Raw genomic sequence first — 18565 nt, 5'->3', positions numbered from 1 at the left:
TCCGGGGTCCAGGCAACGGTCGTGGTCATGGATGCCGGATCAAGTCCGGCATGACGAAGGGTTAGAAGGTGGTTCATGCCCCCCACTCCTTCCGATAATCATGGTTCGCCGACACCATTTCCTTCAGCGTCGTCGGGCCACCTTCGGGCTCGCTCGTGTGGCGCTGAGGGTTCTGCGTCCCCGTCTTGGGCTGCTTGCCCGCAGCCAGCTCGTCGAGAATGTGCGTCATGCTGTCGTAATCGAGGTCTTCGTAATTATCGTCGTTGATCTGGACCATCGGCGCATTGGCGCAATTGCCCATGCACTCGACCTCGGTCAGCGTGAACAGCCCGTCGGGCGTCGTCTTGCCCTTGGCCATCCCGCGGTTCTTGCACGCCGCAATCACATCGTCCGACCCGCGCAACAGGCACGGCGTCGTGCCGCAAACCTGCACATGATAGCGGCCTACTGGCGCGAGATTGTACATGGTATAGAAGGTCGCGACCTCATAGGCGCGGATAAAGGGCATATCGAGCTCAGCCGCGACATATTCGATCACCGGCACGGGCAGCCAGCCCTGCGTCTGCGTCTCGGCACCGACCTGGCGCTGCGCAAGGTCGAGCAGCGGCATCACCGCCGAGCGCTGACGCCCCGCAGGATAGCGCGCGATGATCGCCTTGGCCGTTTCGGCATTTTCCGCCGTCCACGCAAAAGCGCCCCAGCGCGCGCGGACTTCGGCTTCGTCGGGGATTTGGGGTGCGTCAGCCACGGGCCAGACCTCGTTCAATATATCGTCCGACATACATGCCGAGCGTCGCGGCAAATGTGGTCGAGACGACTTCCTTTATCGTTATCTCGCCATGAAAGGCCGCGAGATAGGCAGCCACCGCAGATGCAGAACCTGCGAGCACCAGGACGAGAATGGCAAATTCGCGCAGCATCACCGGTCGCACTCCCCGAACACGACGTCGATCGCGCCGATGATCGCGGTGGTGTCGGCGAGCATGTGGCCCTTGCACATGAAATCCATCGCCTGAAGGTGGCTGAACGCCGTCGGGCGAATCTTGCAGCGGTACGGCTTGTTGGTGCCGTCGCTGACCAGATAGACGCCGAATTCGCCCTTCGGGCTTTCGGTCGCGACATAGACTTCGCCCGCCGGAACGTGGAAGCCCTCGGTGTAGAGTTTGAAGTGATGGATCAGCGATTCCATCGACTGCTTCATCTCGCCGCGTTTCGGCGGGACGACCTTGCGGTCGAGGCTGGCGATCGGACCGCTCGGCATGTCGCGCAGGCACTGCTTGATGATGCGCGCCGACTGATAGACTTCCTGCACGCGCACCATGAAACGGTCGTAGCAGTCGCCGCGCGTGCCGACAGGAATGTCGAATTCCATCTTGGCATAGGCGTCATAGGGCTGCGACTTGCGCAAATCCCACGCGATGCCGCTGCCGCGGATCATCGGGCCGGAGAAGCCCCACGCGAGCGCGTCTTCCTTGCTTACCGTCGCAATGTCGACGTTGCGCTGTTTGAAGATGCGGTTGTCGATGACGAGGCTCATTGCATCGCCGAACAGTTCGGGCAGACGGCCGTCGATCCATTCGCCGATGTCGACGAGCAGCTTTTCGGGGACGTCCTGATGAACGCCGCCGGGGCGGAAATAGGCCGAGTGCATGCGCGCGCCCGACGCGCGCTCAAAGAAGTTCAGGCAATCCTCGCGCAGCTCGAACACCCAGAGGTTCGGCGTCATTGCGCCCACGTCCATGACATGCGCGCCGATGTTGAGCATATGGTTGCAGATGCGCGTCAGCTCGGCGAACAGCACGCGCAGATACTGGGCGCGCTCTGGCACTTCGAGGTCGAGCAGCTTCTCGATCGCGAGCACATAGCTGTGCTCCATGCCCAGCGGCGAGCAATAGTCGAGCCGGTCGAAATAGGGCAAAGCCTGCAGATAGGTCTTATACTCGATCAGCTTTTCAGTGCCGCGATGGAGCAGCCCGACATGCGGGTCGACGCGCTCGATAATCTCGCCGTCGAGCTCCATGATCATGCGCAGCACGCCGTGCGCTGCGGGGTGCTGCGGGCCGAAGTTGATCGTATAGTTGGTGACGACCTGATCGCCCGGCGTATCGGCGGTATCGACCGGATAGCCTTCGAACATGTCGCTGCCGTGATGCTTGACCTCTGGAGCGTCGGTCATGCGTCACCTCCTTTGGGCGCCTTGGGCTTGCGCGGCGCACGCGGTTTGGTGTCGGCCTTTTCAGCCTTCTTGGTCGCCGGCGTTTTGGCACTCCTGGACGCCGGTTTCGCCTTTGCCCCGTCCTTGCTCGGCTTGGCGGCGGCCTTGTCGGCCTTGGCGCCCGCGCCGGTCTGCGCCGGGCTTTCGGTGGTCTTGGGAGTCGGCGGCGGAGGCGCCTTGGCGAGACCGCCCGCCTTTTCGTCGGCCTTGTCGACTTCCTTCGCGGTCATCGGCGTCGGCGCCCCCTTGCCGGGTGCCTCGTGCGTACCGCCGGCCTTCTCATCGCCGGGCAGCACATAATCGGCGCCTTCCCACGGCGACATGAAGTCGAAATTGCGGAAATCCTGCGCGAGCCGCACGGGTTCATAGACGACGCGCTTGTCTTCTTCGGAGTAGCGCAGTTCGGTATAGCCCGTCAGCGGGAAGTCTTTGCGCTGCGGATGTCCCTGGAAACCATAATCAGTCAGGATGCGGCGCAGGTCGGGATTGCCCGAAAACAGCACACCGTACATGTCGAACACTTCGCGCTCGAGCCAGCCGGCAACGGGCCACACAGGAACGATGCTCGGTACCGGCGTCGCCTCGTCGGTCGAGACGCGGATGCGCAGGCGGTGGTTTTTCGTGACGCTCAGCAGGTGATAGACAACCTCGAACCGTTCGGCGCGGTCGGGATAGTCGACCCCGGCGATTTCCATGAGCTGCTGATAGTCGAGTTGGTCGCGCAGCTGCACCATCACCGACGCAATCGCTTCGCGGCGCACGGTGATGCTGTCCTCGTCGGCAGCGTGAACATGCACCACCAGATCATCACCCAGCAGATTTGCGAGCGCTTCGCCCAAACCGTCGCGGCGGGCAACAAGGGGAGCGGGATGGGCCATCAGCGTTCGATCGTCCCCGTGCGGCGGATCTTCCGCTGCAGCTGCATCACGCCGTATAGGAGCGCCTCGGCGGTCGGCGGACAGCCGGGGACATAGATATCGACGGGCACGATGCGGTCGCAGCCGCGCACCACCGAATAGCTGTAGTGATAATAGCCGCCGCCATTGGCGCAGCTGCCCATCGAGATCACATATTTCGGATTCGACATCTGGTCGTAAACGCGGCGCAGCGCGGGGGCCATCTTGTTGCACAAGGTGCCCGCGACGATCATCACGTCCGACTGGCGCGGGCTGGCGCGCGGCGCGACGCCGAAACGCTCCATGTCATAGCGCGGCATGTTGACGTGGATCATCTCGACCGCGCAGCACGCAAGGCCGAAGGTCATCCACCACAGCGAGCCCGTGCGTGCCCAGTTGAACAGGTCCTCGGTCGAGGTGACAAGGAAGCCCTTGTCGCCCAGTTCGGAATTCAGATCGTCGAAATATGCCTGGTCGGGGTTCGCCCCCGCAGGCACCGGCATCGCGCCGGGTGTGATGAGGCCAGTATTGCTCATTCCCAGTCCAGCGCCCCTTTCTTCCATGCGTAAATCAGGCCGACCGCAAGCTCGGCAAGGAACACCATCATCGTCGCCCAACCGGCCCAGCCGATTTCCTCGAGGCTGACCGCCCAGGGAAAGAGAAACGCCGCTTCGAGATCGAAAATGATGAAGAGGATGGCGACGAGATAGAATCGCACGTCGAACTGGCTCCGCGCATCTTCAAACGCGGGAAAGCCGCATTCATATTCGGTGAGCTTAGCCGGGTCGGGCTTGTGTGCGCCTGTCAGCCGCGCGACGCCCATCGGAAGGAAGACGAACGCCGTCGACAATCCCAGCGCAATGACCAGGAAAATCAGGATCGGTAGATATTGCGTCAGATCGACCATGGGAGCTCGCAGTCATGTTTTCGGGCGTTTGCCACCCGTTTGTGCGGGCGCTTTAGGCCAGCGCGCCGCGCCTCGCAAGCGCTGCGGACAGGAAAATCGCCTCTATCCCTTCAAAAGCCGAAAGGATGCTGGCGAAGGGCGCGATCATCATGTTACGCCCGGCGTCGGGGTCATGTTTCGGGCAGCACCGCCCGCGATCAGCTTGGGGACGATCATGGGGAAATTTTCGGTTTCCGCGGCGTGCGCTTTACTGGCGTCCGCAACATTTTCGGCGGCTCCGGCGCACGCCGAGCTCGTCAGCGCCAAGGACCCCGCGGCGATCCAGGCCATCGTCGAATCGCGCGGTTGGCCTGCAAAGCTCGTCAGCAAAGCCGGCGCCGATCCCTATATCGAGAGCAATCGCGACGGCGTGAAGTTCCTGATTCTGTTCATGAACTGCGACGACGGGAAAAATTGCAAGACTTTGCAATATTATATGGGCTTCAGCGATGCGAAGGACCTGTCGCTCGAACGGCTCAACAGTTGGAATCGCGACAAGCGCTTTGCGCGCGCCTATCGCGACGAGGAAGGCGATCCGGTCCTCGAAATGGATATCGACCTCGATTTCGCGGGAATTCCCCGCGAAAATATCGGCGAGACGCTCAACACCTGGTCGTCGCTGATGGACGCTTTTCGCGAGTTCGTTTTTTCCGAATAGACACGGGGCCAGGGCGCCGCTGCGGACGATCCTACCTCGACAGGGAGAATGACCCGTCGATCGAAATGCGCGTCAACATGGCGGCGGGCGGGAGGCCAGCGGAATTGTTCGAAGACATGATCGACCTGTGGATCGAGATATTCGCCACGTTCGACAATTTCGTCGTCGAAACGCAGACGGAAGCGTCTGCCGAGCCACCCTCCGCGCCCGCCGAGGTCGAATAACCGGCCTCAGGCGTTGCGGAGCGCGCCCGCGACCAGCTTTTGCAGCTTCGAATGGACCGCGCCGCTACCCGCGATGAACTCGCTGCGTTCGATCGCACGGTCGCCGCCGCGGAAATCGCTGACGAAGCCGCCCGCCTCGCGCACGAGCAGCATGCCCGCCGCAATGTCCCAAATTTGAAGGTCGCTTTCCCAAAAGCCGTCGAAGCGGCCCGCCGCGACCCACGCAAGGTCGAGACTCGCCGCGCCGAAACGCCGGATGCCCGCAACTTCGGGCGCTACCGCGCCGAAAATCCGGCTCCACTGAGCAAAGTCGCCGTGCCCCATATAGGGGATGCCCGTCGCGATCAGACACTCGTTGAGGCTACGACGCGACGCGACGCGCAAGCGCCGGTCGTGCAGCCAAGCGCCACGACCACGCTCGGCCCAATAGCTTTCGTCGGTGACGGGTTGATAGATCAGCGCAGCGGTGACATCGCCCCAGCCGCCGCCGAGTTTCGGCTCCTGCACCGCGATCGAAATCGCGAACTGCGGGATGGCGTGGAGGAAGTTCGAAGTGCCGTCGAGCGGATCGATGATGAAGCGCGGCTTGCCGGGCTCCCCCTCGATTTCGCCGGCCTCTTCCATCAGGAAACCCCAACCGGGACGCGCGTAGGTCAATTCGTCATAGAGCGTGCGCTCGGCAGCCTGATCGGCCTTCGACACGAAATCGGCCGGTCCTTTTTGAGAGACTTGCAGATGCTCAATTTCACCGAAATCGCGGCGCAGCTTGGTTCCCGCCTTGCGCGCGGCACGTTCCATGACCGTGATGATGCCGGACAGCGCCATCAGATCGATCCCTTGCGTTCGACGACGAGGATGCGGGCTTCGCCGACCGGATGTGCGACATGCTCGTCGCCGACGTCCGCGACGAACATATCGCCTGCGCCCAGTCGCGCGATATGGACCTCGCCCGCCTCGCGATAATGCATGTCGACCGTCCCTGCGATAACGCAGAAAAGCTCGGCACCGTCATTGACGTGCCATTTATACGGCTGGTCGGTCCAGTGCAGACGGACGGTCGCGCCCTCGATCTCGGCGAGGTCGCGCGCGCCCCACGCACGGTCGGCGGTGAAGGCCGCCGCGTCAGTAACGACAGTCGGCATTAGTCGGCGCGGCGGACATATTCGCGGTCATAGACATTGACCACGATCCGCGTCCCGCTGGTAATGTGCGGCGGCACCATGACGCGCACACCATTGTCGAGGATAGCAGGCTTGTACGAGGACGATGCCGTCTGCCCCTTTACCACGGCGTCGGCTTCGACGATCGTTGCCTCGATCTGTTCCGGTAACTCGACCGAGATCGGGCGCTCTTCCCAGAGCTCGAGGACGACATCCATGCCGTCCTGCAAGAACTCGTTCGCATCGCCGACGACATCCTTGCCGATCGTAATCTGCTCGTAGCTGTCCTTGTCCATGAAGACGAGGTCGTCGCCCTCGGCATAGAGATACTGGAAATCCTTGGTGTCGAGCCGGACCTTTTCGACCGTGTCCGCGCTGCGGAAGCGGTTGTTGAGCTTGCGCCCGTCAATCAGGTTCTTGGCCTCGACCTGCATATAGGCACCGCCCTTGCCGGGCTGGGTGTGCTGGATCTTGGTGACCTTCCAGATACCGCCTTCATATTCGATAATATTGCCGGGACGGATTTCAACGCCGGTGATTTTCATCGCGCACACTCGCTGGACAAGGATGGAAAGAGCCGCCGACGCATCCGATGCGCCGGTCACAGGAGCGCGCCCTTAGCCCCGAAGGCGAGCGAGGGCAAGCCGATTGGACCAAGGCGCCAAATCGGAAGCAAGTGCGGTAAAGTGAATTGGATTTGACGCATCGATCCAATATGCGCCCCCTCGACACTGGCATAGAGACACGCATGACGAGCATCGAACTCCCCGACACCATGCCGCCGCGGCATGCTGCGGCACCCGCCAAACGGCGGCCGGCGCCGTGTGCGGGTCTGTTTGGCTGGCGCAAGGATATGGACGGCGCTTCGCCCGCGCCCAGAGCCGACAACACGCCGGGCGTTGAGGACCGTTAATCGGCCGGCTGAGCGTCGAGAACGGCCGCAAAGGCCCGCGCCGCGGCGGCAGGACCGTCGCGATTCGCCCAGACTGCGCCCGATACAGCCAGGAAGTCGGCCCCCGCATCGACCAGTGTGCGGGCATTCTCAGGCGTAATTCCGCCAATCGCCACGCACGGAAGCTCGAACAATCCCTGCCACCAGGTCAGTATCTCCGGCTCGGCACGATGCTCGACTGCCTTGGTCGTCGTCGGAAAAAAGGCGCCGAAGGCCACATAGTCCGCGCCTGCCTCGCCCGCTTCCATCGCAAAATGGCGACTCGCATGGCATGTAACGCCGATCTGCGCATTGGGGCCGAGCAGGCGGCGCGCCTCGCGCGGATCGCCGTCGCCCTGCCCGAGATGGACGCCGTCGGCGTGCAGCCGCTTGGCGAGCGCCATATCGTCATTGACGATGAAGGCGACACCGTGCGCCGTGCAAATCTCCTGAAGTGGTGCAGCAAGCCGGGCCGCGGCGTGCTGGTCGACATTCTTCACCCGAAACTGGAAGGCCGCGACGGGCGCTGCGGCCAACGCTTCTTCCAAGTGCGCGGGAAAATCGTCGCCGACATCGAGCGGGGAAACGAGATAGAGCTGGCAAGAGGGTGCGGTCATGGCGGGTTCATAGCGACGGCGCCAAAGTCCCGCAAATGCAGAAAGCAACCTTGCACCTTGCCATCCTTGCAGCGCCGCTGTCGGTGGCGGCATGCGCGACCAGCCAGATTCCCCCGCCGCTCGCCGATGCGCGCGATGTAGCGCTGGGGGAGCGCGCCTATGTCGACGGCCCGATCGTCATGCCCGTCGCCATATTGGAAGACAGTCGCTGCCCCGTTGACTTCCAATGCGTCTGGGCCGGCCAGGTACGGGTCAAGATGGTGTGGATTCGCGGTAATGGCGAGCAAATGCCGTTTGAAGCGACGCTGGGCGAGCGAACACCGATTGCCGACGGCTCGATCTTGTTCGAATCCGTACGCCCGGAAAAGCGGGCAGGCGAACCGATTCGACGCGAGGATTATCGCTTTTCGCTACGCTTCGACGGCGGGTTGTGAGGCACTATCCGTTGTGCCGGTCAGGCCACCGACGCAGCGTGAATCTCTTCGATTGCGCCACGCAACGATGCATCGAATTCATCGTCACTCATCGAGGCGCGCAGGTCCTCGAGCAGTGCGCGGCTGAAGCTTGCGATCATGCCTGGGTTCCTCGCCAGTTCTGCGCACGCGTCGGCGCGCGAAAAACCGCCCGACAGCGCGACAACGCGCAGCACCTTTGCGTGCGCGACGAGCGGCGCAAACAGATTCGCCTCTGCCGGGATCGACAGCTTGAGCATGACCGGTGCGCCATCCCAGCTCTCAAGCGCCGCGGTGATTTCTTTCAGCAACAGACGGTCGGCGGCGTCGCGCTCTGCGCTCTTGATGTTGACCTCGGGCTCGATGATCGGGACCAAGCCATGCGCTGCAATGCGCTTGGCTTCGGCAAATTGTTGTTCGACGATCGCCTTGATTCCGGCGGCATTGGCGAGGTTGACGACGCTGCGCATCTTGGTGCCGAAAATGCCTTTCGCCAACGCACGTTCACAAAGTGCGTCAAGGTCGGGGTTGGGCTTCATCAGTTGGACGCCATCGGCCTCGGCCTCCAGCCCCTTGTCGACCTTCAGAAAGGGCACCACGCCCCGCTCCCACAGCAGTTCGGGCACCGGCTTCCCGCCCGCTTCACCGTCCATTGTGCGCTCGAACAGAATCGCACCGATTACCTTGGCGCCATCGAAACAAGGCGAAGTAACGATACGGCTGCGCATTGCGTGGATCAGCGCGAACATTTCCTCGTCGCTGGAAAAAGCATCATCTCCGATGCCATAGCCTTTGAGCGCCTTGGGCGTCGAACCGCCGCTCTGGTCGAGCGCAGCGATGAAACCCTGCCCCGAATTGATCTTTTCAAGCATGGCGGCGTTGGCGGTTGTCATGGGAACTCCGGCTGTTTGCATACGTATGTCGCGGCGCGCATAGCCTCCCCGCTCACGGGATGCAATGCGCCGAAATTCAGGATTTGAGGGCGTCGACTCCCGGCAACGGTTTACCTTCCATCCATTCGAGGAAGGCGCCGCCGGCGGTTGAAACGAAAGTGAAGTCGGCGGCAGCCCCGGCATGATTGAGGGCGGCCACCGTGTCGCCGCCACCCGCAACCGAAATAAGCGAACCTTCGCGCGTCAACGCAGCCGCTGTCTGGGCAAGCGCGACGGTCGCCGTATCGAATGGAGGCGTCTCGAACGCACCGAGCGGGCCGTTCCAGACGAGCGTGCGGCAGGTTTTCAGCACGTCCGCCAGCGCCTCGACTGCTGCGGGGCCGACGTCGAGGATCATTTCATCCGCCGCGACCTCGTGGACGTTGATCGTGCGCGTCGGCGGGTTGGGCGCGAACTGCTTTGCCACCACGACGTCATAGGGCAGATGGATCGTGCATCCTGCACTGTCGGCTGCCTCGAAAATCGCGTTGGCGGTATCGACGAGATCGTGCTCGCAGAGCGACTTGCCGACATCGACGCCGCGTGCCGCGAGAAAGGTGTTCGCCATGCCGCCGCCGATGATGAGATGATCGACCTTGCCCACCAGGTTGCGCAGCACGTCGATCTTGGTCGACACCTTGGCGCCGCCGACAACTGCAGCGACCGGATGTGCCGGGTTGCCAAGTGCGGCGTCAAGGGCAGTCAGTTCAGCTTCCATCGCCCGTCCGGCAAAGGCAGGCAAGCGGTGAGCGATGCCTTCGGTCGACCCGTGCGCACGGTGCGCGGCCGAAAAGGCGTCGTTGACATAAAAGTCGCCAACCTCGGCGAGCGCATCGGCAAAAACCGGATCGTTCTTTTCTTCACCCGCATAAAAGCGCGTATTTTCGAGCACGGCGACGTCACCGGGTGCGAGCACCGAAATGCCGGCCTTCGCCCCTTCACCGATGCAGTCGGGAATGAACATCACGCTGTGGCCCAACACGTCCTCGAGTCCGCCCATGACGAGGCTCAGCGATTGCGTCGGGTTCTTCGCGCCCTTGGGACGGCCGAAATGCGCGAGCAGCAGGACGATTGCGCCCTTGTCGGACAGTTCGCGGATTGTCGGCACCGCCGCCTGAAGCCGCGTGGCGTCGCTCACCGCGCCGCCGATCATCGGGACGTTGAGGTCGACGCGCACGAGGACGCGCTTTCCGGTGACATCGCCGATGTCGTCGAGGGTGTTGAATGCGGTCATTCGCTTCACTCCGTACCCGGAGTGTGCCTCTGCGAAGGCAGGGGCCCATCTCCTATTCTGTCCGTTTCCGCCGCCGTCCGCTTCATCTCGATCCGGCTGGAGATGAGCCCCTGCCTTCGCAAGGGCGCGGGGAGTTAAAGCAAGCCCGCAATCACGGTCGCGGTATCGACCATGCGGTTCGAGAAACCCCATTCATTGTCGTACCAACTCACAACGCGGACGAGCTTGCCTTCGAGAACTGCCGTTTCAAGGCTGTCGACCGTCGAGCTGGCGGGGCAATGGTTATAGTCGATCGAGACGAGCGGTTCGTCCGAGAAAGCGAGAACGCCCTTGAGCGCGCCTTCGGCCGCTTCCTTGAGGATCGCATTGACCTCATCCTTCGTCGTGTCGCGCTTTGGCGTGAAGGTCAGGTCGACGAGGCTGACGTTGGGCGTCGGAACGCGGATCGCCGAACCGTCAAGCTTGCCCTTGAGTTCGGGCAGCACTTCGCCGACCGCGCGCGCCGCACCCGTCGTCGTCGGGATGATCGACATGCCGGCGGCACGCGCGCGGCGCATGTCGCCGTGGATCTGGTCGAGAATCTTCTGGTCGTTGGTATAGGCGTGAACGGTGGTCATCAGCCCGCGCTCGATGCCGAGCGTGTCGTTGAGCACCTTGGCGACCGGCGCGAGGCAGTTGGTCGTGCAGCTCGCGTTCGAGACGATCTTGTGATCGGCGGTCAGCTTGTCGTGGTTGACACCGTAAACAACGGTCAGATCGACGCCCTTGGCCGGCGCCGAGATCAGCACGCGCTTCGCTCCGGCGGCGAGATGCTTGCCCGCGCTATCGGCATCGGTGAAGAAACCGGTGCATTCCAGCGCGATGTCGACGCCAAGCTCGCCGTGCGGCAGGTTGGCCGGGTCGCGCTCGGCTGTTACCTTGATTGCCTTGCCATTGACGATCATCTGATCGCCTTCGGCCGACACGTCGCCCGGGAACGGACCGTGGACGCTGTCGCGCTTGAACAGCAGTGCATTGGCCTTTGCATCGGCCAGGTCGTTGATCGCGACAAGCTCGAGCCCGCAATCGGGGCGCTCGAGGATGGCGCGCGCGACGAGGCGACCGATGCGTCCGAAACCGTTGATTGCGACTTTCACTGCCATATCAAAGCGTCCTTTCTGCGGAGTAGTCCGACGGCTCAGGAGCCGAGCCGGGCCAGTATCTGGGGGGCGATAGCATCGGCGGTGAGGCCAAAATGCTTGAATAGGTCTTCAATCGGTGCCGAGGCGCCGAAACTGTCAATGCCGAAGCGCATTCCATCGCGTCCGGTATAGCGTTCCCAGCCAAAGGTTGTGCCGGCTTCGATGGAAACGAGTAGCGCATCGTCGGGCAGAATGTCGGCGCGATAACCGGCATCCTGTTCGTCGAAAAGCTCGGTCGACACCATTGATACGACGTCGGCGCCCTGCCCTGCGGCTTCGAGCTGGTCGGCGACGGCCAGCGCCAGCGACACTTCCGACCCCGTCGCGACGAGCACCACGCGGCGCGACGCATTCGCCGCGCGCAGGCGGTAAGCGCCTTTCGCGCAAAGATTTTCCGTGACGTCATGACGCACCGGCGGCAGATTCTGGCGCGTGAGCGCGAGCAGCGACGGCCGCTCCTTTTGCGCCAGTGCAATTGCCCAGCATTCTGCGGTCTCGACCGCGTCGGCGGGGCGCATGACGAGCAGATTGGGCATCGCCCGCAGCGATTGGAGATGCTCGATCGGCTGGTGCGTCGGCCCATCTTCGCCGAGACCGATGCTGTCGTGCGTCATTACATAGACGACGCGCTGCTTCTGAAGCGCCGACAGACGAATCGCGGCGCGGCAATAGTCGGCAAAGACAAGGAAAGTCCCGCCATAGGGCACGACGCCGCCGTGCAGGGCCATGCCATTCATTGCCGCAGCCATGCCGAATTCGCGGATGCCGTAATAGACATATCGGCCTGAATAATCGTCTTTTGTCAGCGGCTTGGTTGACGATGTTTTGGTATTATTCGAACCGGTGAGGTCGGCGCTCCCGCCGACGAGCGCGGCAATGTCGGCGGTGAGCGCGGTCAGAGCATTCTCCGACGCCTTGCGCGTCGCGACCTTCGGCGGATCGGCAACCAGCCCGTCCAGATAGGCCTTGAACGCATCGCCCGGCGCAATGGCGCTGCTCACACGATCTTCAAATTCCTTTTTCTTTTCGTGATTTGCAAGGCGACCACTCCATTCCGCATGAAGTTTTTTGCCTTTTTCTCCGAACGCAGCCCAATCCAAAGCAACGTCGCTTGGAACGACGAACGGCTCATGAGGCCAATCGAGTTCGGCGCGCGCCGCCGCGACCTCGTCCCCGCCCAGCGGCGAGCCGTGGGTTGCCGAGGTGCCCTGCTTGTTCGGCGCACCGAAACCGATGATCGTCCGGCAGGCGATCAGCGACGGCCGATTATCGGCGAGCGCCGCGTCGATTGCTCGGCGAATATCGGCAGGATCGTGCCCGTCGCAGCTTTCGACATGCCAGCCCGTCGCCGCATAGCGCGCCTTGACGTCTTCGCTCGTCGACAGGTCGGTCGACCCGTCGATGGTGATCTTGTTATCATCCCACAGGACGATCAGGCGGCCGAGTTGCAAATGCCCCGCAAGGCCGATCGCCTCGTGGTTGATGCCTTCCATCAGGCAGCCGTCGCCGGCGATGACCCAAGTGCGGTGATCGACCAATTCGTCGCCATAGATGGCGTTCAGGTGGCGCTCGGCGATCGCCATCCCGACCGAGGTGGCAAGTCCCTGCCCCAGCGGCCCGGTCGTCGTTTCGACGCCTTCGAGCTCGAAATTCTCGGGGTGTCCGGCGCACGGGCTGTGCAACTGGCGGAAATTGCGGATATCGTCGATCGTCGGTCGCGCATAACCACTCAGATGCAGCGTCGCATAGACAAGCATCGACCCATGCCCCGCCGACAGTACGAATCGGTCGCGGTCGGCCCATTTCGGGTCGGCGGGATCGAACTTCAGATAGTCCGAATAAAGTACCGTCGCGACGTCGGCCATGCCCATCGGCATTCCCGGATGCCCGCTGTTCGCGGCCTGGACGGCGTCCATGGCAAGAGCGCGGATGGCGTTGGCGAGTTGGCGTTCGGGCAGAGTCATCATGTCCCCGGAAAATGGCTGGAATGGCGATGCGCAAAGCCCTTTGCGGCCGTAGGGGCCGAAGTCAACCGCCCGCGGTAAATATTGACGTGCATTTCGGCTCCAAGAGGCAATTGCACCGGTTACATCGCACTGCTAATCCTTCGACATGGAACTCGATCTCGACGAATCCAGCCTGGCAATTGGTCGCATCGAGCGTGCGCTAAGCCGCATTGAAAAGGCGCTCGCCGAACGCGCGAATCGCTCTACGGCACCCGCTGATGGCACCGACCAGACGGCGTTGAAAGCCGAAGTGGCGGCGGTGATCGGCGAACTCGACCGGTTGATTGCGGAGGCGGGTCGTGGCTGACGTCAAACTCACTGTGGCCGGGCGCCCCTACGATGTTCACTGCGCCGACGGCGAAGAAGACCAATTGCGCCAGCTCGCCGCGCTCGTCGATGAAAAGGCGCGCAATATCCAAGGCGGCACCGAAGTCCGGCAACTGCTTTTCGCCGCATTGATGCTGGCCGACGAAGCGCAGGAAATCCGCGAGAAGATGAACAAGGCCGAACCGCAATCCGACACGCTGCGCGCAGCGGTCGCGCTTGCCGAGAGCCGCGAGTCGCAGGCACGCGACGAGTTGAAGGCAACGAAAGCCGAACTGGAAGCGCTGAAAAAGGCGCCGACGGCCGCCACGGGACGTCCTTCGCACGACCGGGCGTTGATGCAGATTGCAGATCGTATCGAAGCGCTCGCCACGTCGATCGAGCAAATGGCTTGAGACCGGGCGTCGGCCTCCCTACATAGGCAGCGGCGGGCACTGCCCGGTACGAGCCGCTGTGAATATCCCTGAGGCGATACATCATCCAAGGGAGCTGTCCCTGCCCGGACCCTGGTCCGACGTACATGGCCCCCACCTGACGTTACTGGCGTCAGAGGATCTTCCGGCAAACGACCACGGCGGTCCCGCCAACTGCCACCCCTGAAGGGGCCTGATCGACAATGCCCGACGCGCCCTCCGACGTGGCGGAACAAAAGCAGAGGTTGCGCGAAAAGCTGCGATTCCGGCGGCGGCATTTTGCGGCCAATCTCGATATGATCACACGCATGAGCGCCTTTCGCACGCTCCCCGCCCCGATTGCCGCGCTGCTTGACCCCAATTCGCTTGTCGGCGCCTATGTCGCAATGGGCGCCGAACCCGATATTGTACCGATGACTGCCGACCTTGCCGCGCTCGCGCTTCCACATCACGCCTCGCGCTTGGATGAAATGACATTTCGTCGGTGGACGGCAGACGACTCGCTTTTCGACGGCCCGTGGGGAGTACAGCAGCCCAGCGACGACAGCGCGTCAGCAGTTCCCGATCTGATTCTCTGCCCGCTCGTCGGGTTTGACCGCCACGGGGGGCGCATCGGCCAAGGCGGCGGCCACTATGATCGCTGGTTCGCCGCGCATCCGCACGCACTGCGCATCGGAATCGGCTGGTCAGTGCAGGAGGTCGATGCCATGCCGCTGGAGGCCACCGACATGCCGCTCGACGCTGTGTTGACCGAACAGGAATTTATCGTGACCGGAGAGAGATTGTGACCGACCCGCAGCCCAGTTGGCGCAAGCCCGCCGGCATCCTGCTGATCATCCTGCTCATCATCGTCTGGGCGGGACTCGTTGCCAGCCTGTCGCCGTGGGTCGGCGAATGGCCCGTGCTGGTGCAGGCGGTATTCTATGTGATCGCGGGGGTCGTCTGGATCCTGCCGCTTAAACCACTCTTGCGCTGGATGGAACTGGGGCGGTGGCGCGGCTGAAAAGCCGCGCCCATCCACATTCTGTTTGCTGAAAAGCTTCCCAAGCTGCGGTGGCCATTCCGTCCCGAGGGATCAAGGAATGGCGCGAGTGACGGGGCTCGAACCCGCGACCTCCGGCGTGACAGGCCGGCACTCTAACCAACTGAGCTACACCCGCGTGTGCTTGGGAGAGGCGCCAATATGCGCCGCGCTCCTGCCTGTCAACCGTCGCTTTTGTGTTCGCCGCGATTTAACCGGTCGCGCATTTCGTCGACCATTGTCAGCGTGCCGCGTTCGAACAGGAATCCCGCCAAATCGGGGGTCCCCGTCGAATGAAGAATCGTTTGCAGGATCAGGAGCAACGGAACTGCGAGCAGCGCTCCCGGCGTCCCCCATACCCACCCCCAGAAGCTGAGCGACACGAGGATAAGCAACGGGTTGATCGTCAAACGCCGCCCGAGGACGAGCGGAGTAATCAGATTCGCTTCGACCGTGTGGATACCGATAAAGATCAGCGCGGGAAGCAGCGCGAACCCGACTGCGTCAAACGTCATCAATCCACCAAGCCCGAGGAGGACAGCCGCGACGATCGGTCCCAGATAAGGGACGAAGTTGCAGATACTGACGATCCCGCCCCACATGAAAGGCGACGGCATGCCGATCGCCCAAAGGAGCAGCGCGACGACAAGGCCGAGCACGGCGTTGATCATCGTGATCGTCGCGAGATAGTCGGCGGTGGCATCGACGACATTCTGAATCACGCGCGCCGTCTGCATCGCGCCGTCGAAACTGCCGCGGCGGCGAATCGTGCCCTTGCGGAGCCGCGTCCAGCCGGCGAGGAAAAAGAAGATCACGAGCACGGCGAAAAAGAGCTGGATCGCCGCCGACGGTGCCGACGAGATGAAATAGTCGACGACCGACGACGGCGCCGTCGCCGCAACCGCTTGCGCCGTTGCTTCGGTCCCCGTCGCGACCGAGGTCAGGGTGCGATCGACGAACGCCTGCAAGGTCGAGTAAAAATCGATGAGCGGCGCAAGGTTGTTCTGGATGCGCGGGATCGATTCGGGAAGCCGCGCGAACCATCCCGTCGCCGGCAGCACGATAATCGCGAGCGCGGCATTCACGATCATCAGGAAAGCCGCCAGCGCAAGAAAGGCTGCAAGCGCTGACGGCACGCGGCGCCTTTCGAGCCATTCGAGCAAGGGCACAAGTGCGATTGCGATGACGATGGCGGCGGTCAGCGGCAGGAAAAATTCCGCACCCGCCTGCAATGCGAAAGGAAGACCGAGGCAAAACGCCGCCCCCAGGATCAAAGTCAGGGCCGCAAGCAAGCGGTCGCGGCGAAAATCGTCGATTTCGATCTGATGCAGCGGATTGGAACGCGGACTCCGTGTCCCTTTCTGCCCCCTGTCCTCCGCCACGCGCAAATTCTCCTGGTTAATCTCGACCTCTTACGCGAGCTTTCGCTGGCACGCCAGTCGGCGGATTTTCGTCGCCGCAGGGCGAACAGGCACAATGTTAACGATGCAATCATTGCCCGAGCGGTCACGCTTCCCCGTTCGATTGCTTTTGCTCATCCATTCCGGAGGCGGCCCTTAAACTCCCCATAAAGCTCCGGCGACCGCGGTTGCGCACGAAACGGGGTCACTAGCGCTGCCCCCGAGAAGGATTGGGCCGCGCGGTTGTCACGGTAACAGGGCCATCACAGGAACGAGACATCGCGTCCGGCGGCGCGCTAATGACAAATGCGCGCCAAGCGAATTCAGAGTTAACGCCATTCACATTGCGGCGCATGGGCTCTAGGACCGCGAAACTGGTCGCCGCCCCATGTGCCGCGAGTCGAAACGCGTTCGATCTGCGAGACCACATCGGCCAAGCATCGCACAGTCCGCTTGTGCAGCGAGGCGACGAGAGAATCCGATGTTGCCACCGTCAACTCTTACGCGTCGTTCCGTGTTACCTCCGCCACGCCTCCCGATACAGCGCAGATGATCGGAAATTTCCGCGGTCACGGGGCATGGCCGCGTCGTCCTGCACGCGGGACCAAAGCGCAAAGATCGCGCAACGGACGCGCGCGACACGCTTGTCAGTCGGCGAACAATAGCACCGGCGTCTCGATCAGCTTTTTGAGCGCCTGAACATAGCTTGCCGCATCCCAACCATCGACGACGCGGTGGTCGCAACTGATCGACAAGTTCATAAGCTTGGCACGGCGAATATCGTCGCCGTCAAAGACCGGGCGTTCGACAATCTTGTTCGGCCCGATGATCGCAACCTCAGGCCGGTTGATTACCGGCGTCGTCGCAATACCACCGAGCGGACCGAGCGAGGTTACGGTCAGCGTGCCACCGGTCAATTCCTCGACCTTGGCCTTTCCGGTACGGGCGGCCTCGGCCAAGCGGCCGATTTCGCTGGCAAGTTGCCAGACATTCTTATCCTGCGCATCGCGGATGACCGGAACCATCAGCCCCGCATCGGTCTGCGTTGCCATGCCCAGATGCACGGCACCGTGGCGGGTTACGACGCCTGCCTCGTCGTCATAGCGTGCGTTGATCATCGGGAACTGCGGAATCGTCCTGCAAATCGCGACGATCAGGAATGGTAACATCGTCAACTTCGGTCGCTGACCGCGGTTGGCGTTGAGATCGGCTCGCATCTCTTCGAGCGCGGTGACGTCCATTTCCTCGACATAGGTGAAATGCGGGATCGCGCGCTTAGACGCGGCCATATTCTCCGCAATCTTGCGGCGCATACCGATAACCTTGACCGGCTCGTCGGCGCGCGCGCGCGGCGCACCCGGGGCAAGATAGCCCTGCCCTGCGCTGTAGCGCAGATAGGCATCGAGGTCGGCATGACGAATCCGGTCGCCTTCAGCCTGCACCTGTCCCAGATCGACGCCAAGATCCTTGGCGCGCGCACGAACCGCGGGAGACGCCAGAACGGTCTTCCCCTGCTCCGTTCGCGCCGAGCTTGTCGAAGCTCCGTCCTTGGTTTCGGCGGTCGCCCCTTCGACAGGCTCAGTGCCAACGGGTTGAGGAGGCAGCGCCACGTCTGCAACCGGCATTTCTTCAGCGCCAGGCGTATCCGCGGCGTTTTCTTCCTCGACCGGCGTATCGACGGACGGGGCTTCTACGTCGCCTTCACCTTCGCCCTCGGTTTCGATCACCGCGAGTGTCGAACCGATCGGGATGAGGTCGCCGACTTCGCCCGCCAGCTCGACCACCACGCCCGAAACGGGCGATTCCATCTCGACCGTCGCCTTGTCGGTCATCATGTCGGCAAGCTGCGCGTCTTCTTCGATACGATCGCCGATCTTGACGTGCCACGCGACGATCTCAGCCTCGGCGATACCTTCGCCGATGTCGGGCAAGCGGAATGAAAAGCGAGCCATGGC

At 62.6% G+C, this 18565-nt stretch carries 24 protein-coding genes and 1 tRNA gene; 8 read left to right on the top strand and 17 right to left on the bottom strand.

Annotation, left to right across the window (positions count from 1 at the left end; translation table 11 throughout):
* Positions 1 to 73: 73 nt before the first annotated feature.
* Genes JI743_RS01450 through JI743_RS01425 form a run of 6 tightly spaced genes read right to left on the bottom strand, consistent with a single transcriptional unit; the run spans position 74 to position 4018 of the window.
* On the bottom strand, positions 74 to 748 hold the full coding sequence (locus tag JI743_RS01450) for a complex I 24 kDa subunit family protein (RefSeq protein ID WP_201925216.1): 675 nt from the start codon (positions 746 to 748) through the stop codon (positions 74 to 76).
* Positions 741 to 923 (bottom strand): hypothetical protein, encoded by a 183-nt coding sequence (locus JI743_RS01445; protein WP_201925214.1) that lies wholly within the window; start codon positions 921 to 923, stop codon positions 741 to 743. The genes JI743_RS01450 and JI743_RS01445 overlap by 8 nt, the downstream gene beginning before the upstream one ends.
* Complete coding sequence (locus tag JI743_RS01440; protein WP_201927226.1) at positions 920 to 2137, bottom strand: NADH-quinone oxidoreductase subunit D; 1218 nt, start codon at positions 2135 to 2137, stop codon at positions 920 to 922. The genes JI743_RS01445 and JI743_RS01440 overlap by 4 nt, the downstream gene beginning before the upstream one ends.
* Before the next feature lie 35 nt (positions 2138 to 2172).
* Entirely contained in the window at positions 2173 to 3093 is a 921-nt protein-coding gene (locus JI743_RS01435) for an NADH-quinone oxidoreductase subunit C (RefSeq protein ID WP_201925213.1), read from the bottom strand.
* Positions 3093 to 3647 (bottom strand): NuoB/complex I 20 kDa subunit family protein, encoded by a 555-nt coding sequence (locus JI743_RS01430; protein ID WP_390881091.1) that lies wholly within the window; start codon positions 3645 to 3647, stop codon positions 3093 to 3095. The genes JI743_RS01435 and JI743_RS01430 overlap by 1 nt, the downstream gene beginning before the upstream one ends.
* On the bottom strand, positions 3644 to 4018 hold the full coding sequence (locus JI743_RS01425; protein WP_201925212.1) for an NADH-quinone oxidoreductase subunit A: 375 nt from the start codon (positions 4016 to 4018) through the stop codon (positions 3644 to 3646). The genes JI743_RS01430 and JI743_RS01425 overlap by 4 nt, the downstream gene beginning before the upstream one ends.
* 214 nt (positions 4019 to 4232) lie before the next feature.
* Between JI743_RS01425 and JI743_RS01420 the strand changes: the two genes are divergently transcribed.
* Both JI743_RS01420 and JI743_RS15265 read left to right on the top strand, forming a co-directional pair.
* Positions 4233 to 4715 carry a YbjN domain-containing protein gene (locus tag JI743_RS01420; RefSeq protein ID WP_201927221.1) on the top strand — a complete coding sequence of 161 codons (483 nt, stop codon included), beginning with the start codon at positions 4233 to 4235 and terminating at the stop codon, positions 4713 to 4715.
* Positions 4667 to 4939 carry a YbjN domain-containing protein gene (locus JI743_RS15265; RefSeq protein WP_227340037.1) on the top strand — a complete coding sequence of 91 codons (273 nt, stop codon included), beginning with the start codon at positions 4667 to 4669 and terminating at the stop codon, positions 4937 to 4939. Before JI743_RS01420 ends, JI743_RS15265 begins: the two co-directional genes overlap by 49 nt.
* A 6-nt stretch (positions 4940 to 4945) precedes the next feature.
* Here the strand turns inward: JI743_RS15265 and JI743_RS01410 are convergent, their stop codons facing one another.
* The 3 genes from JI743_RS01410 to efp are packed head-to-tail and all read right to left on the bottom strand — an operon-like array spanning position 4946 to position 6644.
* Positions 4946 to 5764, bottom strand: coding sequence for an inositol monophosphatase family protein (locus tag JI743_RS01410; RefSeq protein ID WP_438870674.1), 819 nt, complete (start codon positions 5762 to 5764; stop codon positions 4946 to 4948).
* Entirely contained in the window at positions 5764 to 6081 is a 318-nt protein-coding gene (locus tag JI743_RS01405; protein WP_201925211.1) for a cupin domain-containing protein, read from the bottom strand. Before JI743_RS01405 ends, JI743_RS01410 begins: the two co-directional genes overlap by 1 nt.
* On the bottom strand, positions 6081 to 6644 hold the full coding sequence (gene efp / locus JI743_RS01400; protein WP_201925210.1) for an elongation factor P: 564 nt from the start codon (positions 6642 to 6644) through the stop codon (positions 6081 to 6083). Before efp ends, JI743_RS01405 begins: the two co-directional genes overlap by 1 nt.
* A gap of 203 nt (positions 6645 to 6847) precedes the next feature.
* Between efp and JI743_RS01395 the strand changes: the two genes are divergently transcribed.
* A complete protein-coding gene (locus JI743_RS01395; RefSeq protein ID WP_201925209.1) occupies positions 6848 to 7012 on the top strand; it encodes a hypothetical protein in 165 nt (54 codons plus the stop codon).
* On the opposite strand, the gene thiE is transcribed toward JI743_RS01395, so the two are convergent.
* A complete protein-coding gene (gene thiE, locus JI743_RS01390) occupies positions 7009 to 7647 on the bottom strand; it encodes a thiamine phosphate synthase (RefSeq protein WP_201925208.1) in 639 nt (212 codons plus the stop codon). The genes JI743_RS01395 and thiE overlap by 4 nt on opposite strands.
* A 35-nt stretch (positions 7648 to 7682) precedes the next feature.
* On the opposite strand from thiE, the gene JI743_RS01385 reads away from it, so the two are divergent.
* On the top strand, positions 7683 to 8081 hold the full coding sequence (locus JI743_RS01385; RefSeq protein ID WP_227339658.1) for a hypothetical protein: 399 nt from the start codon (positions 7683 to 7685) through the stop codon (positions 8079 to 8081).
* A 20-nt stretch (positions 8082 to 8101) separates the two neighbouring features.
* On the opposite strand, the gene JI743_RS01380 is transcribed toward JI743_RS01385, so the two are convergent.
* The 4 genes from JI743_RS01380 to tkt all read right to left on the bottom strand — a co-directional run bounded on the left by JI743_RS01380 (position 8102) and on the right by tkt (position 13410).
* Positions 8102 to 8992, bottom strand: coding sequence for a fructose bisphosphate aldolase (locus JI743_RS01380; RefSeq protein ID WP_201925207.1), 891 nt, complete (start codon positions 8990 to 8992; stop codon positions 8102 to 8104).
* A 76-nt stretch (positions 8993 to 9068) separates the two neighbouring features.
* Positions 9069 to 10265, bottom strand: coding sequence for a phosphoglycerate kinase (locus JI743_RS01375; RefSeq protein WP_201925205.1), 1197 nt, complete (start codon positions 10263 to 10265; stop codon positions 9069 to 9071).
* Positions 10266 to 10399: 134 nt separating this feature from the next.
* Positions 10400 to 11407, bottom strand: coding sequence for a type I glyceraldehyde-3-phosphate dehydrogenase (gene gap / locus JI743_RS01370; RefSeq protein ID WP_201925203.1), 1008 nt, complete (start codon positions 11405 to 11407; stop codon positions 10400 to 10402).
* Positions 11408 to 11442: 35 nt separating this feature from the next.
* Complete coding sequence (gene tkt / locus JI743_RS01365) at positions 11443 to 13410, bottom strand: transketolase (protein ID WP_201927215.1); 1968 nt, start codon at positions 13408 to 13410, stop codon at positions 11443 to 11445.
* A 148-nt stretch (positions 13411 to 13558) separates the two neighbouring features.
* Between tkt and JI743_RS01360 the strand changes: the two genes are divergently transcribed.
* From JI743_RS01360 to JI743_RS01345, 4 genes are all read left to right on the top strand, one after another.
* Complete coding sequence (locus JI743_RS01360) at positions 13559 to 13759, top strand: hypothetical protein (protein ID WP_201925201.1); 201 nt, start codon at positions 13559 to 13561, stop codon at positions 13757 to 13759.
* Positions 13752 to 14171, top strand: a complete 420-nt coding sequence (locus JI743_RS01355) for a cell division protein ZapA (RefSeq protein WP_201925199.1) — start codon at positions 13752 to 13754, stop codon at positions 14169 to 14171. The genes JI743_RS01360 and JI743_RS01355 overlap by 8 nt, the downstream gene beginning before the upstream one ends.
* A gap of 221 nt (positions 14172 to 14392) precedes the next feature.
* Complete coding sequence (locus JI743_RS01350) at positions 14393 to 14977, top strand: 5-formyltetrahydrofolate cyclo-ligase (RefSeq protein ID WP_201925197.1); 585 nt, start codon at positions 14393 to 14395, stop codon at positions 14975 to 14977.
* On the top strand, positions 14974 to 15192 hold the full coding sequence (locus JI743_RS01345; protein ID WP_390881093.1) for a DUF2842 domain-containing protein: 219 nt from the start codon (positions 14974 to 14976) through the stop codon (positions 15190 to 15192). The genes JI743_RS01350 and JI743_RS01345 overlap by 4 nt, the downstream gene beginning before the upstream one ends.
* Positions 15193 to 15272: 80 nt before the next feature.
* Here the strand turns inward: JI743_RS01345 and JI743_RS01340 are convergent.
* From JI743_RS01340 to JI743_RS01330, 3 genes are all read right to left on the bottom strand, one after another.
* Positions 15273 to 15349: transfer RNA gene (locus JI743_RS01340), tRNA-Asp, on the bottom strand.
* Between the two features lie 43 nt (positions 15350 to 15392).
* Positions 15393 to 16592 carry an AI-2E family transporter gene (locus tag JI743_RS01335; RefSeq protein ID WP_330901884.1) on the bottom strand — a complete coding sequence of 400 codons (1200 nt, stop codon included), beginning with the start codon at positions 16590 to 16592 and terminating at the stop codon, positions 15393 to 15395.
* A gap of 665 nt (positions 16593 to 17257) precedes the next feature.
* Complete coding sequence (locus JI743_RS01330; RefSeq protein ID WP_201925193.1) at positions 17258 to 18562, bottom strand: dihydrolipoamide acetyltransferase family protein; 1305 nt, start codon at positions 18560 to 18562, stop codon at positions 17258 to 17260.
* Positions 18563 to 18565 lie beyond the last annotated feature (3 nt).

Origin of the sequence: Sphingopyxis jiangsuensis (assembly GCF_016734905.1) — a bacterium.
GTDB classification, from domain to species: Bacteria; Pseudomonadota; Alphaproteobacteria; order Sphingomonadales; family Sphingomonadaceae; genus Sphingopyxis; species Sphingopyxis jiangsuensis.
Note: the sequence above shows the minus strand (reverse complement) of the source record. Positions and strands in the feature narration are given on the sequence as shown.